At 45.4% G+C, this 17657-nt stretch carries 13 protein-coding genes; 11 read left to right on the forward strand and 2 right to left on the reverse strand.

The genetic code is table 11. From position 1 onward, the window contains the following. Positions 1-4: 4 nt before the first annotated feature. Positions 5-1918 carry a tetratricopeptide repeat-containing diguanylate cyclase gene (locus R7E00_RS03480; protein ID WP_132936405.1) on the reverse strand — a complete coding sequence of 638 codons (1914 nt, stop codon included), beginning with the start codon at positions 1916-1918 and terminating at the stop codon, positions 5-7. Between the two features lie 610 nt (positions 1919-2528). Further along, entirely contained in the window at positions 2529-3785 is a 1257-nt protein-coding gene (locus R7E00_RS03485; protein WP_258457130.1) for an aromatic amino acid transport family protein, read from the reverse strand. A gap of 379 nt (positions 3786-4164) precedes the next feature. Between R7E00_RS03485 and R7E00_RS03490 the strand changes: the two genes are divergently transcribed. From R7E00_RS03490 to nirD, 11 genes are all read left to right on the forward strand, one after another. After that, complete coding sequence (locus R7E00_RS03490) at positions 4165-4599, forward strand: GNAT family N-acetyltransferase (protein ID WP_054574324.1); 435 nt, start codon at positions 4165-4167, stop codon at positions 4597-4599. A gap of 292 nt (positions 4600-4891) precedes the next feature. Further along, positions 4892-7555 carry a nitrate reductase gene (locus tag R7E00_RS03495; protein ID WP_258457129.1) on the forward strand — a complete coding sequence of 888 codons (2664 nt, stop codon included), beginning with the start codon at positions 4892-4894 and terminating at the stop codon, positions 7553-7555. Positions 7556-7575: 20 nt separating this feature from the next. Beyond that, positions 7576-8481: a uroporphyrinogen-III C-methyltransferase gene (cobA, locus tag R7E00_RS03500; protein ID WP_213972792.1), complete on the forward strand. Its 906-nt coding sequence runs from the start codon at positions 7576-7578 to the stop codon at positions 8479-8481. Continuing rightward, positions 8478-9431 (forward strand): glycosyl transferase family protein, encoded by a 954-nt coding sequence (locus tag R7E00_RS03505; RefSeq protein ID WP_258457128.1) that lies wholly within the window; start codon positions 8478-8480, stop codon positions 9429-9431. The genes cobA and R7E00_RS03505 overlap by 4 nt, the downstream gene beginning before the upstream one ends. Positions 9432-9689: 258 nt before the next feature. After that, positions 9690-10607, forward strand: a complete 918-nt coding sequence (locus tag R7E00_RS03510) for a dienelactone hydrolase family protein (RefSeq protein WP_258457127.1) — start codon at positions 9690-9692, stop codon at positions 10605-10607. A 74-nt stretch (positions 10608-10681) separates the two neighbouring features. Continuing rightward, positions 10682-11263 carry an ANTAR domain-containing response regulator gene (locus R7E00_RS03515; RefSeq protein ID WP_038886791.1) on the forward strand — a complete coding sequence of 194 codons (582 nt, stop codon included), beginning with the start codon at positions 10682-10684 and terminating at the stop codon, positions 11261-11263. 265 nt (positions 11264-11528) lie between these two features. Next, the gene (locus R7E00_RS03520; protein WP_033907000.1) at positions 11529-12893 is read left to right on the forward strand and encodes a CmpA/NrtA family ABC transporter substrate-binding protein; all 1365 of its coding nucleotides are present in this window, start codon (positions 11529-11531) and stop codon (positions 12891-12893) included. Between the two features lie 72 nt (positions 12894-12965). After that, a complete protein-coding gene (locus tag R7E00_RS03525; RefSeq protein ID WP_025507436.1) occupies positions 12966-13931 on the forward strand; it encodes an ABC transporter permease in 966 nt (321 codons plus the stop codon). A gap of 11 nt (positions 13932-13942) precedes the next feature. Next, positions 13943-14779, forward strand: a complete 837-nt coding sequence (locus R7E00_RS03530; RefSeq protein ID WP_005450080.1) for an ABC transporter ATP-binding protein — start codon at positions 13943-13945, stop codon at positions 14777-14779. 10 nt (positions 14780-14789) lie between these two features. Next, complete coding sequence (gene nirB / locus R7E00_RS03535) at positions 14790-17309, forward strand: nitrite reductase large subunit NirB (RefSeq protein WP_213907636.1); 2520 nt, start codon at positions 14790-14792, stop codon at positions 17307-17309. Further along, positions 17310-17645, forward strand: a complete 336-nt coding sequence (gene nirD, locus R7E00_RS03540; RefSeq protein WP_171342577.1) for a nitrite reductase small subunit NirD — start codon at positions 17310-17312, stop codon at positions 17643-17645. Positions 17646-17657 lie beyond the last annotated feature (12 nt).

Consider the following 17657-nt stretch of genomic DNA (forward strand, 5'->3'; position numbering starts at 1 on the left):
TTTTTTATGATGTAGGGTGAATGACGAACTGGTTTCTACCAGCTTGCTTCGCATCATACAAAGCTTGGTCTGCCAAGAAAAACCATTGATCCCATTCTTGTTTAATTATTTGTGCCGACAGTTTGTCCACTGCTCCAAGGGAAATTGTCGCGTTTAATGGTTTAGAGTCAACCACCAATGGCGTGTTTTCAACAGTATATCTCAATCGCTCCAAAAACTTAGCGCAATCTTCAGCTCGCTGTACTTCGAATAATAGGACAAACTCTTCTCCACCCCAACGAATGAGTAGGTCACCAGAGCGAGTGGATTCATTAAATAGCGTGGCAATATGAGTCAGCATTTTATCGCCAATATCGTGTCCATATTGATCATTAAAGGTTTTAAAATGATCAACATCTAAAACTGCTAAGGCAAATGTTCTATCTGGGCTTCTACGAGCCATTTTGTCCAGCCAAATGTGAAGATAGCGACGGTTATGCAGTTGAGTTAACGGATCGGTAGTATTTTCTTGAGTGAGTGCTTTATTAATACGTCTAACGCGCAGTACGTAACGAAAACCAACGACACCAATTGCCGTAATAGCGATAAAGTAGAACATTTCTCGATAGCGCTGCGAACGCAGTTCAGACGCTTGTAGCGCATTTTTTGTTTCTAGCAATTTGAGTTCTTTCTGGGCTAACTTAGCTTCGAGATCAAACTTAATGTTAATCATCTCTTCACCATGAATATGATGAGAAAACTCAGCCTCCAGCTCTCTTAATTGGGTTAAATAATGAAAAGCGGCTTCATAGTCATTAAGAATTTGATGAGCGTTTACCAGTACCGAAAGCATATCAATACGCTGCCGCAGCTCTAATTCACTGGTTGACTTGGTTTGTTCTAGAACGTTAAGCGCTGTTGTAATAGCTTTATCGTATTGTTTGTTTGCGAGGTAAGCCTCTGCAAATGCCTCGTAACAAGACGTTTTTAGCATTTCTAGATTTTTTGGAATGGGCAGTTCTACGCAACGTTGTGCGACCATTAATGCATCATCAATTTTTCCTACCGAGCTCAACATTTGTGAAAAGCTGGATAAAGAGTGGTGCTTGACTGTGTCAGACCCCGTTTGCATTGAAAGTCGAATGGCTTCATTGAAATAATATTCCGCTTTTTTGTTATCTCCGAGGCTCGAGTGAACGATGCTAAGGTTTGCGTAGATAACCCCCATAAAAAAGCTATTATCGTATTGATATTCGCTCTCTAGGTAAGTGTCGAGAGCTTGCGTTAGGTAACTGTTGGCCCGAGCCCAATCTGATGCGTCGATGTAGACCGTCCCAATGTTGTTCAGTGTCATCGCGACTTGTATTTCAAATACTGTTTTTTCTAATAACTCATAGGCATTGCGATAATATTTTAGGCCACTGCGTAGTTGATTTCGAGATACTTCTAGATTGCCTAACCAGCGGTAAGCACGGCCTTCTAATGCTAGATAACCAAGATCACGGGCTGTAGAAACAACGTCATGGAGTAACAATTCTGCGTTCCAGTTATCGTCTTGCTCAATCATTGTTACAGCCTTATTGAGCTGTGCTTCAGCGACGACCCATTCCAAATGGTGCTTTTTACCGAATTCGATTAAATCGGGCATATCTTTCGGTAATGGAACGCCTTCGTAACGCTTAAGGTACTTTCGTGCAAAGTAATACAGAGCAAGAGACTCCGCTGATGCATTCTGTGGCGCATTTAACTCACCTTTTTGAATTGATCGCGGCTTACCCATCGAGCGAAAGTAGAGTTTTAACATGGGCTTGCTTTCTGCTGAAATGTGTTCTTCCAGATAAGCTTGCTTTTCGGTACTCGCCAGTACGTTGGTGGGATGCAAGAAAAGTCCAAGTGCAGTACAAAGTGCGCAAGCCAGTTTTTTAATTGAGAAGTGCATGAGCGTATTAATAAAATGTGATCTCTTAACCGAATACCAGTTAAGTCTACCATTTCTTGTTGGTTAAGTGCGGATGGATTCCCAGTGGCAAAGTGTTTTGGGAGTGAGATACGAGAAGGAGCTCTATAATATTATGATTTATAAAACAAAATCTATTGAAAACTTATGCAATGATTAGGCGATGGTATAGACAAGGTAACGATGACAGGTAGGCGAGCATATTCGGTGGACTCAATCTAATGATTTAAGCCGCGGATTCATCGCTCAAAATCAGGGCGAAGTGTAAAAAATTACGTTTCTGTCATAAATATTTAATGTTTGTATGGGTTGTTAAAAAACTGGATATTAGACATAGTGTTATTAAGCCAATAAAAAATGGCTTTTATAATAAATAGGAGATTAACTATGCATAATGAAATGATTCAACCTTCGCACTTCGGCATTATCGGCCGTACCTGCATCGCTTCAGTACTTATGATTGCGGGTGTTTTCGCTCTTATTTAAGAGTCAAGGGTAACGATGATTACCTTTTAAAGAGTAAGAAAATTCAGGGAATCACCTTAACCTTGTGTAAGGTATTCCCCTGAAAATCCAAGCTAGTCTTTAGTTATTAGCTGAAGAAGCTAAAAATCAATGCACTTACCGCCACAATGCCTGCTGCTAGAACAAAGTAAGTAGAGACATTTCCTCGATATTGTTTCATCGCCTCGATTTTATACACCGCTAACATTGGCATAATAAATAAGATCATTGCAATAACAGGCCCTGACAATGCTTCCATCATACCAAGAATACTTGGGTTCATGATCGCGGCCGCCCAGATTGAGAAGAACAGTGCTACCACGCTGATACGATCAACACGCTTCTCAGATAGGTTAAAATGCTTGTTAATTAAACCATTTAAGCTTTCACGCGCACCTAAAAAATGCCCAAGGAAAGATGAAGTGATAGCAACAAACGCTACTAAAGGACCAAGTGTTGCAATAAATGGATTATCGGTTGCGTTCGCTAAGTAAGACAATACGGATACGTTTTGTTCTTTTGCTTGAGCCAATTGTTCAGGTGACAGTGTTAGTACACAGGAAAATACAAAAATAAGAACAAAGGCAATCAGCATGATGCTAGTGCGACGAAGAATAACTTCGGATTTGGCATCTGCCTGCTTACCGTAATGGCGACGTTGTACATTTGCAAAGCTTGAAATTGCAGCTGCGTGACTAAACGAGAAAATCACTACAGGAACTGCTAACCACATAGTGCTAGCAAAAGCTGACGCTTCTGGCACATCCATGACAGGCATGGTCCAGTTCGGTATTAAGTAAAATGATAGAAAGGCAAGAATGGCAACAAGTGGGAACACCATAATGGCAAAGGCCCGTAGCATTACTTTTTCACCCGCCATCATAATAGCAATTAGTGCAAACACTAGTACGCCAGAAAGCAAAGGTCTAGGTAAAGAAGCCATATCAGCCTGATTTACCATGAAGCTATCTACTGTGTTTGTTATTCCAACCCCATATATCAACAGGATCGGGAAGATCGAAAGAAAATACAGCAGTGAAATAGAACGGCCTGCTTTTGCGCCGAAGTGCTCTTCCACTACATCAGTGAAGTCTGCGTTTTTGATCTTAGAAGATAGTACAAAACGAGCTAAGCCACGGTGCGCAAGATAGGTCATTGGAAAAGCAAGTACTGCCATCGCGACTAAAGGCCAAAAACCACCAATCCCAAGGTTAATTGGCAGAAACAGGATGCCTGCGCCAACGGCCGTTCCAAATAGGCTAAGAACCCAATGTGTATCATGTTTTGACCAAGCTGTGGTTGTGTTTATTTCACTAGGATTTAAGGCATTTCGAGATTCTTTCACTTTAAAACTCGCTTTTATAAAAATAATAATGCTGAAAATGGTAAAGGTTTTAGTGTTTATTATCACATGCGAAGCTTGGTGAATAATGCTGTGGATTTGGTGTGGTTGTAAATTATCCAACTATGAATTTTTCAATAAACCAGAATAAAGTTCTTAATTTTAATGCACTTAATGGTTGTATGTATTGAAATTTTCATCTTGTGTGGTTTTTGATTTTGCGGTCAAAACTTAATCACGGATGTATGTTCTAAGTGAGTTAGGCCTAATTTTCAGGAAGAATATTACATTTCTTAAGCACTTAATTGAGATGTTTGTGTCCCGTCATTTAGATGAGATTTAGGTATACTGCTGCCATTCATGTTAAAGAAGGAGTCATTGAATGGACATCTTGTCTGCGCAAAAAGAGGACTTATTTGCCATATATAAGCTCGAAAATACTTTATTTGGAGAACACGCCTATCCTCAATTTTTCTTTCGGCAAGCTTTTGATTGTTGGGGAGAGACCTTACTGGTAGCAAAAGAGGGAGAGCAGGTCGCAGGGTATATATTGCTAACGACTAGCACAAATGCACATCAATATTGGATCATGTCATTGGCCGTCGATATTCAACATAGAGGTAAAGGTATTGCGCGTTCCCTCCTTGAAAACGTTATTGCGCCGTTGACGTTAGGCTCAAGCGTGAAATTGACTGTCGATCCTAAGAACCAACCTGCATTGTCTTTATACCTCTCCCTTGGCTTTAAAACGTTAGAAGAAGAAGCGCATTATTTTGGTGACGAAGAATCCAGGTTAGTCATGGAATTAGTAAAGTAATACTGCACGATAATGACCGAAATTTGCACACAATCAGTGCGTAGCATTACGTTGCTATAATTGGTTTTAAGCTAACCTTTTGTATAGTAATGGTTTTTAATCTTGGCACCTCACTTGCTTTACATAAACGTTCATCGATAACTCGATGCACCGCTCTCAATAGCAGGCGAGAGCGGTATAGGGTATTACTTTTTGAAAATGTACTAACAGCGTTAAAGGCATTGCTGCCTCTCTCGATTCGGGAGAGGCTTTTTTTTGCTAGTAAGTTGGGCTGAATCGCACTGGAGGTGTTATGTCGCAAGGATGCAAAAAAACCACTTGTCCCTATTGTGGTGTTGGATGTGGTGTCGAGGTCAATGCGAAAGGAATCGTTGGGGATGCGTGTCATCCTGCAAATGCGGGATCACTGTGCGTAAAGGGCGTCGCGTTGGCAGAGAGCTTGAATATGCCTTCGCGCTTGCTGTATCCAAAGCTTGTCACCAAGCTGCGACCTCAAGGGCAAGAAGTGCAATGGCAACAAGCCACGGATCTGATTGCAGAAAAGATTCATCAAGCGAAAGCAGAGTTTGGATCGGATTCCGTCGCGATGTATGTGTCAGGGCAGTTGTTGACGGAAGACTATTACGTCGCCAACAAACTCATGAAAGGCTATGTTGGCAGCGCAAACATCGATACTAACTCGCGTTTGTGTATGTCTTCGGCGGCTGCGGCTCATGTACGAGCATTTGGTGAAGATGTCGTTCCCGTCAATTACGACGATATTGATAAGACTGAGCTGTTGATAATTTGCGGTGCTAATACCGCTTGGACGCATCCTGTTTTATTTCGACGTATTCAACAAGCGAGAGAGAACAATCCTAACCTCAAGCTGGTGGTCATTGACCCGCGTGAAACAGTCACAGCGCAGCAAGCGGATTTGCATCTACCGATTAAAAACGATGGGGATGTGTCACTTTTTAATGGGCTGCTCAAGTTTCTTATCGAGCAGCAATGTATTGATTCTGAATACATAAACTCCTATACCGACGGGTTTGATGCGCTTGCAGAAGAAGTGTCTGACTTGCGTTACGATGTCACTAATCTAACGTCTTCCATTGGGATTTCAGAAGAAAAACTCACGACATTCTTCCAATGGTTTGCACAAAGCCCAACCGCAATCACGTTGTTTTGCCAAGGGGTTAACCAAGCCGAAAATGGTGTCGATAAAGGCAATGCCATTATTAATGCACATTTGGCGTCAGGTAAAATTGCCAAGTCAGGTTGTGGGCCATTTTCTATTACAGGTCAGCCGAATGCGATGGGTGGGCGAGAAGTCGGTGGATTGGCCAATCAGTTAGCGGTTCATCGTGCTTTTGACGCAGAGTCTATCAAGCAAGTGCAGGTGTTTTGGGATTCGCCAGAAATTGCCACTCAGCCCGGTTTAAAAGCCGTTGAGCTGTTTGAGGCGGTAGAACGTGGTGAGATTAAAGTTCTGTGGATCATGGCAACCAATCCCGTTGTCTCTTTACCAGATAACCAATTGGTAAAACGTGCACTAGAGATTTGTCCGTTTGTGATTGTTTCCGATATCACAGCGGATTCGGATGTAGCGCATTTTGCGGATCTGTTGCTGCCCGCCGCTGGTTGGGGTGAGAAGCAAGGCATGGTGACCAACTCTGAGCGTCGACTTTCAAGGCAGCGCCAGTTTCAAACGCCTCCGGGTGAAGCAAAATCAGATTGGTGGGCGATAAGCCAAGTTGGACAAGCTTTGTGTGCATTGGAAAAGACACAAAATGGCTTTGCGTTTACTTCTGAGCGGGCGGTATTCAGGGAATATGCCGCGATGACAGGCATGAATGCAGATTCGCCATTGAAGCTAGATCTTTCTCAATACGCCAACTTAACCGAGCAAGAATACGAAGAGTGGGTACCGACACAATGGGGAGGAGAGCGTCCTTTTGCTGATGGAATCTATTCGCACCCAGATGGAAAAGCGCGTTTTGTCGTGACCAGTGAATCTCCAACGCGTTTAGAAAGAACAAAAGGCTGGTGGCTCAATACGGGCAGGCAACGAGACCAATGGCATACCATGACGCGCACAGGTCATATCGCACACCTTGCCGCCTCTGAGTTAGAACCAACCGTGTACATGAACACACTCTCTGCCACTCAAAATCGCTTAAAAGCAGGACAACTCACCAAGCTGTTTCAGCCTACTTCAAACACCGGTATTTATGCCAAAGTTGCCATTGATGAAGGTTTGGGTTTTCAGGAGCTGTTTATGTCAATGCACTGGGCGGGTCGATATGGCGGTGAAAGCGGTGTTAACGCAATAGTAAACAGCGCAAAAGACCCTATTTCTGGGCAGCCTGCGTTTAAGTCGTCTTATGTTGAAGTGCAAGACGCAGCGGTCAAAACCTACGGTATGTTCATCGGTACACAGTTTGATTCCGGAAAGTTTCTCTACAGCGCATTTCAAGCAGAAAGCAATTTGGGCATTTGGCGCTTTGCACACGATAAGCGACCAAAGAAGCAGAGTTTTTGTCGAACGGAAAAGAGCCGCAGAATTACGATAGATATTGCCCAAGGTTGGCTAGCGGTGGATTACGACCTTGTTGGAGACGTTCGTATCATTCGTTCTGTTTTAGTGGTGTCTAGTGAACCGATTCAAACCGACTACACCAACTTTACCGGCTTGATTGGCAAGCCAATGGAGCTATCGCAACTGCTTACCATCACTCAATCGCAAAGCAGTGCCAAACTGGTTTGTAGTTGTTTCCGTGTTACTGATAAACAAATACATGACGCGATGGAGAAGCAAGACTGCACTTCACTGACTCAACTTCAAAACAAACTCAAATGCGGCACTAACTGTGGCTCGTGCGTTTCTCAAATCAAACAAATGGTCGACAGCCATCAGCATCAAAAGGGCAAACAGCAAGCGAACCAGCAAAGTCTGGCTATTCAAATAAAGTAAGTCATAAAGAGGATAAGCACATGGAAGCGTCTTATCAAAAGTCTTGGTTTAAGAAAGGACAAGCGAGTCAGAAACAAGAACGCTCGTCTCGCTTTTCTAAGCATGATCAAGCAAGCAAACTGAACCAACTTTTAGAAAATCACTCCACAGATCTAGATGCGAACCACAAAGGTTTTGTCTCGATTGTTGGAGCAGGGCCGCACGATCCTGACTTGTTAACGGTAAAGGCTGTGAAAGCGATTATGTCGGCAGAGGTTCTGCTGTACGACCGTTTGGTTAACAAAGATATTTTGGAGTTGGCTTCGCCACAAGCCGATTGGATTTACGTGGGCAAACGATGCGGACAACCTAGTATTGGTCAGGAAGAAATTTGTGACTTGATGGTATCGCTCGCTCAGCAAGGAAAGCGAGTTGTACGCTTAAAAGGGGGAGATCCTTTCGTATTTGGCCGTGGAGGTGAAGAGGCATTAGCACTCGTAAAACAATCAATCGCTTACGAAGTCATTCCCGGCATTACCGCTGCGATTGGATGTTCAGCAAACAGCTTGATTCCGCTGACTCATCGTGGCGTTGCTCGCAGCGTTACCTTTGTGACAGGGCAAGTGGTAACAGGCGCATTTGAAGCGTGGAGTCAACTGATGCAAAGCGGGCAAACATTAGTCTTCTATATGGGGTTAGAAAAGTCATCGCAAATACAAACGGGATTAATCAACTCCGGTTTGAGAGCAGATTTCCCAGTCGCGATCATCACTCATGGTTGTAGTCCACAGCAACAAGTATACGTTACCCAACTCAATCAGCTCAATGATTTATCGATTACACTTAAAGGCGTGAGCCCAGCATTGATTGTGATGGGAGAAGTTGTCAAACTGCGCGAACAACTAATAGAAACCGTACAGTCAGTGACGGAATACGAGGGAATATGAGCAGCATTTTGGAATGTATCAGAACAGTCGGTCGTGGCGAGCGTGGCAGAAAACCACTGAGCTTTGACCAAGCGTTTCGAGTTATGGATGAATACCTAAACGGTGAGTGCGATGATGATCAGATGGCGATGTTATTGATGCTGATCCGCGTACAGAACGAGACTCAACAAGAAATCGCTGGTTTTGTGAAAGCATTCCAATCCCGCATGCCAGCTATTGGTGCAGACATTGATTGGCCATGTTATGCGGGCAAACGTGAAGCGGCAGGTCAGCCTTGGCACCTGTTGGCAGCGAAGATCCTTGCCGATAATGGTCATAAAGTGTTAGTGCATGGCTATCACGACCGTCAATCTGGTCGTTTACACGCCGAAGATTACCTCGACACTTTTGCTATCAAGAAAGCGGAATCAGCAGAAGACGCAAAGCGTGTGTTAGAAACACAAAACATTGTGTATCTGCCGCTGAGTGCGTTTGCGGCTCAAGCAGAAACCATGATCGGTTGGAAGAATCGTTATGGGCTTAGAACGCCGATCAATACCGTGGTTCGAGCATTGAATCCGGGGCAGGCGACGGTTGGTATTCGTGGTAGCTTCCATCCTGGATTCCAACAACTTCATGCTGAAGTCGAATACGAGATTGGTCAAACTGCGCACGCCGTTGTGTCATTCAAAGGACAATCTGGTGAGTCAGAATACAACCCAAAAGTAAGCCAAACAGTATGGTTAAGCCAAACAAGCGGTGTGACGTCGCATTACTGGACGGAGCAAATGCTGTCTGAGGTGCCAATACCTGTGAACTGCCCATTTGGGACGTCAGAAGATGACATGAACCAAATGGCAAATACGGTTCTTGCTACGATGACAGTGGTCTTGTTTGCACAAATGCATGATCGAGAAAAAGCCTTTGAACGTGCCTTTAGTTATTGGCAGACGTACTGTCATTACGAGTAATTTTGAGTTGACTGGCTAAACCAAAGTATTGGTTTTAGACAAATCCACTCAAAACTAACAACGCAAAGTTGTTGAATCTGAATCCATTATCTATTGTTTGAAGAAGGTTAAAGATCCTAGCTCACCAGTGATGTGTTTCACCACCTTGCTCCGTATCAGAGAGGTGAAACTGCAGTTTTGACCTCAATTGCGCTCATTCTTTACTTCGCGTTTGAGAATTAGAAATTCCCATATGGTAAGACACAGAGGACATGGATAATGGTTCTAAAGCATACCACTCCCACTAAAAAGGCTTCTCATCCTATCCCGCAAGAAGCCTTCGATTGGTACGATGAATACGCACACGGAAAGATCTCACGCCGCGAGTTCCTCAATCGACTCGGTGGGCTCGCAGTGCTGGGTTTTAGCATGACGGCACTGGTCGATGCGCTAACCCCGAATTACGCACTCGCAGAACAAGTTTCGTTTAACGATCCTGACATCAAAGCAACTTACGAAACCTTTCCATCTCCAAACGGGCATGGAGAAGGGCGCGGTTATTTGGTTATGCCACAGAAGAAGACCCTGAAATCGCCGACCGTGTTAGTTATTCATGAAAATCGCGGATTGAACCCTTATATCAAAGACGTGGCTAGGCGACTCGCCAAAGACGGTTTTATTGCTTTTGCTCCAGATGCGCTATACCCACTTGGTGGCTACCCGGGGAATGATGATGAGGGTCGCGCAATGCAGAAAGAGATGGACAGAGCCAAGATTGAACAAGACTTTATTGCCGCAGCTAATTTCCTCAAACAGCACGAGGATGGGAACGGTAGGTTGGGGGCGGTCGGGTTCTGCTTCGGTGGATACATCGTCAATATGCTTGCAGCAGTAATGCCAGAAGAGTTGGATGCAGGTGTGCCTTTCTACGGAACACCAGCGGCGCAAGAGATTCAAAAGCAGGTCAAAGGGCCGTTGATGATTCACTTCGCAGGGCTCGATAAGCGCGTCAACGACACATGGCCTGCCTATGAGCAGCAATTAATCGCGAACGATGCGCAATATCAGGCGTTAATGTATGAGAACGTCAACCACGGCTTCCATAACGACTCAACAGCACGCTACGCACCGGAAGAAGCGGCGCTCGCTTGGGAACGCACACTAGGATTCTTCCAACAACATCTCGCTTCCAGTTAATAACGCTTCAAGTTTAGTTGGCACAGTCCTTGTTATGTCTCTCTTAGTGAGTGAGATATAAACAAGGAATGTGCATGACTCAATCAACGTCAAAAACACCCATCATAGTATGCTGTGATAGCCTCCAAGAGCAGGCTCGATTGTCCGGCTTATTGAGCAAAGATTACGACGACATCATCGGTTGCCAATTGGCACAGCTAGAAACGCTTATGCAGCGAGAGCCGTCAGCAAGCGTTGTGGTTGGATGGCAGCAACCAACCGCGGAACTGCGTTTGATCGTCGATTTCTGTCGCAGAAAATCGGCACCACTTCTTATCGTCTTAAAGCAATTATCATCCAATGATATCAATCGGTTATCAGAAAAAATGGACTATGTTCTCATGCCACATGATAGTGAGTTTGCACTTCAACCTTGGATTGAACATGCGACATTAGTGAGAGCGAAATTCGAAAGTATGCAATCGGAAATTGAATCGCTGACCCATAAGATCGAAGAGCGCAAACTGGTGGAAAAAGCCAAAGGTCTGCTGATGAAGATGCACAGCGTTGATGAAGAACAGGCTTATAAAGCACTTAGAAATTCAGCCATGCAATCGAGCCAAACGCTCGCACAAGTTGCCAAGAATTTGATAACTACTTTGGAGGTGCTTGATTAGTCGGTCTACCACTTTGGGGTTAGGGTGCGTTTTCTAACGTGGTGCGTGTTGCACTATCAGCAAGCAATAACAGGGAATAAGAAACGGTGGAATAATCTAATTTATTGTATTTAATGTAAAAAATAAGTTGGCACAGTAATTGGATTAGTAGAATTGGGTTTATTGTTGAATCGCTTATCTCAATTATCAACGGCGGTAATTGTAGACTTAGCAACGGCGCTACTGCTCTTCGGAGTAGTGGCGCTTTTTTTATGGGAGCAAACCAATGAAATGGAGTTCGATGCTGAAAGTGTCAGCAATTTCGTTATCGGTATTCACCACGGTCAGCGTAAAGGCAGAGTTGGGTGAGCCAGAGATTGAAGACCTGAAGTTTGGTTTTATTAAGTTAACCGATATGGCACCGCTGGCGGTTGCTTATGAGAAAGGCTTTTTTGAAGACGAAGGCTTGTACGTCACTTTAGAAGCGCAAGCAAACTGGAAGGTGCTTTTAGACCGAGTCATCGACGGTGAGCTTGCTGGCGCGCACATGCTTGCTGGTCAGCCATTGGGCGCGACGATTGGTGTCGGCACAAAAGCAGAAGTGATTACCGCGTTCAGTATGGATTTGAACGGCAACGCAATCACGGTTTCCAATGATACTTGGGAGCAGATGAAGCAATACATTCCAAAACAACCAGATGGCAAACCTGTTCACCCAATCAAAGCGGATGCACTGAAGCCTGTGGTCGACAGCTATCTGGATAAAGGCAAACCGTTCAACATGGGCATGGTGTTTCCTGTATCGACGCACAACTATGAGTTGCGATACTGGTTAGCGGCAGGTGGGATTCATCCAGGTTTTTATGCACCAGACTCAGGTGATAACAGTGGTCAATTGGATGCTGACGTTCTGTTGAGTGTTACACCGCCACCACAAATGCCAGCCACAATGGAAGCGGGCACGATCAAAGGGTACTGCGTAGGCGAACCATGGAACCAACAAGCCGTATTCAAAGGCATTGGTACGCCAGTCGTGACTGACTACGAAATCTGGAAGAACAACCCAGAGAAAGTGTTTGGTGTTTCCAGAGCTTGGGCTGAGAAGTATCCAAACACGCACATTCGTGTAGTGAAAGCCTTGATTCGAGCGGCACATTGGTTGGATGAAAACGACAATGCCAACCGCCAAGAAGCAGTGAAGATGCTATCAAAAAGTGAGTATGTTGGAGCGGATGCCGAAGTTATCGCCAACTCAATGACCGGCACGTTTGAATACGAGAAAGGCGACAAACGAGACGTGCCAGACTTCAACGTGTTCTTCCGTCATAACGCCACTTATCCGTATTACAGCGATGCGATTTGGTATCTGACCCAAATGCGCCGCTGGGGGCAAATCTCAAGCGAAAAGTCCGATGATTGGTACATGGATGTGGCCAAAGAGGTTTACCGTCCAGATATCTACCAACAAGCGGCTCAAGCGCTAATTGAAGATGGTGTGTTGAGCAAAAAAGACTTCCCAGATTTTAGTGCTGAAGATGGTTTCCGTGCGCCACAAACACACTTTATCGACAACATCGTTTATGACGGTCGCGAGCCAAATAAATATCTAGAGAAGTTCTCTATCGGGCTTAAAGGAAAAGACAAGGTTTAACCATAACGATAAACGCCACAGGCGAGGGAATTCGCTTGTGGCAACAAGGATGTAAATTTCTTAGGAGTGAGTATGTCTAGTAATGTCATTTCCCTGTTTCCTGCTAAGCAGGTAGTGAACCGAAGTCGGCTGGTGCTTTTGCCCGTCATTGGCTTGCTGATCTTTTTGGCAATGTGGCACTTAGCAGCGAGAGAAGTGCAAACCTCATTAGGTACGCTACCGGGGCCTGTGCAAACTTTTCAGCAGTTCAACAACCTTGTCGATGACCATTGGCAAGAGCGAGAAAAGGAACAAGCGTTTATCGAACGTCAGGAAAAACGCAATGCTGCAAAATTAGCCAAAAATCCAGATGCGGAAGTGAAGATTCGTCCTTACACAGGTAAGCCGACGTTCTTCGACCAAATCATAACAAGCCTAGTGACTGTAACTGCCGGCTTTCTGTTGGCGACTGTCATTGCGATTCCACTTGGCATCGTGCTTGGTCTGAATCAAGGGCTGTATCAAGCGTTCAACCCAATCATTCAACTGCTCAAGCCCGTATCACCTTTAGCTTGGCTGCCTATCGTTACCATGGTGGTGAGTGCCACTTACGTGAGTGATGACCCGATGTTTGCTAAGTCGTTCATTAACTCTCTGATCACTGTGGCGCTGTGTAGCTTATGGCCGACGCTGATTAACACCGCTGTGGGTGTAACAAGCGTTGATAAAGACTTAATCAACGTAAGCAAAGTGCTTCAACTTTCGTGGTGGCAGCACATTCGCACTATCGTTTTACCTTCTGCCATTCCAATGATCTTCACAGGTTTACGTCTCTCTTTAGGTATCGCTTGGATGGTGTTGATTGCGGCAGAAATGCTCGCTCAAAACCCGGGGTTAGGCAAGTTCGTTTGGGATGAATTCCAGAACGGCAGTTCAGCATCATTGGGGCGCATCATGGTGGCTGTCATCACCATTGGTTTTATCGGTTTGATGCTCGATAGAGGCATGCTGCAACTTCAAAAGTGGCTGTCTTGGAATAAACAACAAGCGTTGAGATAAGGGAAAAGATCATGGAAAAAGCATTATTAGATCTAACGCGTTTAGGGATGCGATTCCCAACGCCAGATGGCGAGTTCATCGCGCTTAAGAACGTTGATTTACAAATCAATAAAGGTGAGTTTGTATCGCTGATTGGCCACTCTGGCTGCGGTAAATCAACGGTATTGAACTTAGTCGCAGGGCTGCACATGCCAACAGACGGCGGCGTGATCGTCGATGGACGAGAAGTAGCTGGACCGGGACCTGACCGCGCAGTGGTGTTCCAAAACCATTCATTGTTGCCTTGGCTCACCGTATATCAAAACGTTGAGCTCGCAGTAAAACAAATTGCTGGCAAAAAGGGCAAAGCGTGGATTCAGGAGCAAGTGAATCACTATTTAGAGCTGATTCAAATGCAGCATGCCGCGCACAAAAAGCCGGATGAAATCTCTGGGGGCATGAAGCAGCGAGTCGGCATTGCGAGAGCACTGGCACTTCAACCAAAGGTTTTGTTGATGGATGAACCATTTGGCGCATTGGATGCGTTAACTCGTGCGCATTTGCAGGATGCACTGATGAAGATTCAAGCCGAGCTAAACAACACCGTCATCATGATTACTCACGATGTGGATGAAGCGGTGCTGCTATCTGACAAAATCGTGATGATGACTAACGGACCGGCAGCAACCATTGGAGAAGTGTTAGAAGTAAATCTACCTCGCCCTCGTGAGCGTGTCGCACTGGCAGATGATGCGCAGTATCAGAAGTGTCGACAAGCGGTGCTGAAGTTCCTTTACGAGAAGCAATCCAAAGTCGAGATTCCTGCTTCGAAAGAAGACAAACCCAAAACCGCAGCGCAAACGGCATAAGGAGGCAGCGATGAACAGTCCTTTAACGATTCCAGTAAAGAACGCATTGAGCCATATCGTTGTGGTAGGCAACGGTATGGTCGGGCAACATCTCGTCGAGCAATTAGTGCAGAAAAACGCGCATTTGGAGCACCGAATTACCGTTATTGGTGCAGAGCGCTTTATCGCGTATGACCGTGTACAGCTGTCCTCTTTGTTTGCGGGTAAGTCTCATGATGATTTGATGCTGAGTAACCAAGAATGGTACGACATGCATGGCATCCAACTCGTACTTGGCAGCCAAGTAACAGGCATCGACAGAGAGCAAAAGCGCATTCTGCTTGATGGTGAAGATGTGCTGGGTTACGACCAACTCGTGCTCGCGACCGGCTCGTACCCATTTGTGCCGCCAATTGAAGGTAAAGACCGCGACAGCGTGTTTGTCTACCGTACGCTTGATGACCTTTCACAAATCAAGAAGGCATGTGAAGGTGCAAGAACAGGTGCAGTGATTGGCGGTGGCTTATTGGGTTTAGAAGCGGCAAACGCACTCAAACTATTGGGGTTAGAAACTCACGTCATTGAATTTGCGCCTCGCCTGATGCCTGTACAGTTAGATGATGGTGCTGGCTTAGTGCTAAAAGAGAAGATTGAAGCGCTAGGGCTAACCGTTCACACCTCAACGGGTACGGAACGAATCTGCGATGGTGAAACGGCTAAGCATCGTATGGTGTTTAAAGACAAAGATCCTCTCGAAGTGGATGTGATTGTCTTCTCCGCAGGCATTCGTCCTCAAGATGAGTTGGCAAGGCTGGCTGAGCTAGAAATAGGCGAGCGAGGCGGCATTGTGATTAACAACCAATGCCAAACCAGCGATGAGAACATATACGCGATTGGTGAATGTGCCCTTTGGGAGCAGAAGATATTTGGTTTAGTCGCACCCGGTTACACCATGGCGAGAACCACTGCCGATGTCTTGACTGGGATGCCGAGCGATGGTTTTAAAGGTGCAGACATGAGCACTAAACTTAAGCTGCTTGGGGTAGATGTGGCGTCTATCGGCGATGCACAAATGCAAACCGAAGGCGCACAAGAAATGGTATTGCAAGATGCGGTTGCAGGCATCTACAAAAAGCTGGTGGTTGATGCGAGCGGCACCCAATTACTTGGTGCGATTCTCGTCGGTGATAACAGCGATTACGATGCGCTCTTACAGTGTTATTTGAACAAAACAGTCTTGCCAGACCACGCGGCGAACCTGCTATTTGATACCGGAATGCTGGATGGAGAGATGCCAGACAGCGCCATCATCTGTTCTTGTCACAACGTCACAAAAGGTGACTTAGTTGCCGAGATACAAGCTGGAACCACCAACCTGACAGATCTTAAAGCCAACACCAAAGCCGGTACTGGCTGTGGTGGGTGTAGTAATATGGTGAAGTCGGTATTGGATACTCAACTGGCAGCCATGGGGGTAGAGGTTAACAACCACCTTTGTGAGCACTTTGAGCTCAGTCGCCAAGAGATGTTCCATATTTGCCAAGTGGAACAAATCAAAGACTTCGAAACCTTAATTGCACTGCATGGCAAGGGGCATGGGTGTGATATCTGTAAGCCGACAGCAGCATCTGTGTTTGCTTCTTTGTGGAATGAACACATCATGGAGCCTCAACATCAATCTCTGCAAGATTCCAACGATGCCTTTATGGCGAACCTGCAAAAAGATGGTTCTTACTCGATTGTACCTCGTGTTCCGGGCGGCGAAATCACACCAGACAAACTCATCGTGCTAGGCGAAGTTGCTCAGCAATACGATCTATACACCAAAATCACTGGCGGTCAGCGCGTGGATTTATTTGGCGCGCAGTTAGAGCAACTCCCAGAAATCTGGCAAACCTTAATTGATGCTGGTTTTGAAACAGGGCACGCCTACGGCAAGTCGGTGCGCACCGTGAAATCTTGCGTCGGTTCTACTTGGTGTCGCTATGGTGTTGATGACTCGGTCGGATTAGCTATTGAGTTAGAGAACCGCTACAAAGGATTGCGAGCGCCCCATAAGCTTAAGTTTGCCGTATCGGGCTGTACTCGCGAGTGTGCAGAAGCGCAAAGTAAAGACATTGGGGTGATCGCCACTGAAAACGGCTGGAATCTATACGTTTGCGGTAATGGCGGCATGAGACCAAGACACGCTGATTTGTTTGCATCCGACTTATCTAAATCAGAGTTGATCACCATGATTGACCGAGTATTGATGTTCTACGTCAGCACCTCAGATCGTTTGCAGCGTACGTCGGTGTGGATGGAGAACATGGAAGGGGGCTTAGATTACCTTAAACAAGTGATTTTGGATGACTCTCTGAATCTATGTGACTCGTTGGATGAACAAATGGCGCGCGTCGTAGATACCTATCAATGTGAGTGGAAGAGTACGTTGGATAATCCTCAAAAATTGCAACGCTTCCGTCCTTTCTTGAACAGCACGTCGGGCAGCAAAGTCTTGCCGTACCAGCGTGTGCGCGGTCAGCGTATTCCAGTGAAACAGGAGGTGTAAATGGCAGCGTTAACCAAAGTGAATTTGTGTCAGCTTGATGACTTAATGCCGTTTATCGGTGCTACTGTATTGATTGAAGGCGAGCATGTGGCGTTGTTCTACATTCCAGATAGCGGTGTTTACGCTGTTCAGGACTGGGACCCAATAGGTAAGGCTTATGTAATGAGTCGAGGGATTGTCGGTGATATTGATGGTGAGATGTGTGTTGCATCACCACTGTATAAACAGCACTTCAGTTTAAAGAGTGGGCAATGTTTGGAAGACGAAGCGCACTGTCTAAAAACGTGGCAAGTAACGATCGACGATAATCAGGTTTGTTATTTAGCCGAAGAATGATCCTCGAAATTA

This window comes from Vibrio sp. Vb1755 (assembly GCF_033338635.1).
Classification (GTDB): domain Bacteria; phylum Pseudomonadota; class Gammaproteobacteria; order Enterobacterales; family Vibrionaceae; genus Vibrio; species Vibrio alginolyticus.

Coding starts and splice junctions, on each gene's coding strand:
- R7E00_RS03480 (WP_132936405.1), bottom strand. CDS start 1,918: ATGCACTTCTCAATTAAAAAACTGGCTTGCGCACTTTGTACTGCACTT.
- R7E00_RS03490 (WP_054574324.1), top strand. CDS start 4,165: ATGGACATCTTGTCTGCGCAAAAAGAGGACTTATTTGCCATATATAAG.
- R7E00_RS03495 (WP_258457129.1), top strand. CDS start 4,892: ATGTCGCAAGGATGCAAAAAAACCACTTGTCCCTATTGTGGTGTTGGA.
- cobA (WP_213972792.1), top strand. CDS start 7,576: ATGGAAGCGTCTTATCAAAAGTCTTGGTTTAAGAAAGGACAAGCGAGT.
- R7E00_RS03505 (WP_258457128.1), top strand. CDS start 8,478: ATGAGCAGCATTTTGGAATGTATCAGAACAGTCGGTCGTGGCGAGCGT.
- R7E00_RS03510 (WP_258457127.1), top strand. CDS start 9,690: ATGGTTCTAAAGCATACCACTCCCACTAAAAAGGCTTCTCATCCTATC.
- R7E00_RS03515 (WP_038886791.1), top strand. CDS start 10,682: ATGACTCAATCAACGTCAAAAACACCCATCATAGTATGCTGTGATAGC.
- R7E00_RS03520 (WP_033907000.1), top strand. CDS start 11,529: ATGAAATGGAGTTCGATGCTGAAAGTGTCAGCAATTTCGTTATCGGTA.
- R7E00_RS03525 (WP_025507436.1), top strand. CDS start 12,966: ATGTCTAGTAATGTCATTTCCCTGTTTCCTGCTAAGCAGGTAGTGAAC.
- R7E00_RS03530 (WP_005450080.1), top strand. CDS start 13,943: ATGGAAAAAGCATTATTAGATCTAACGCGTTTAGGGATGCGATTCCCA.
- nirB (WP_213907636.1), top strand. CDS start 14,790: ATGAACAGTCCTTTAACGATTCCAGTAAAGAACGCATTGAGCCATATC.
- nirD (WP_171342577.1), top strand. CDS start 17,310: ATGGCAGCGTTAACCAAAGTGAATTTGTGTCAGCTTGATGACTTAATG.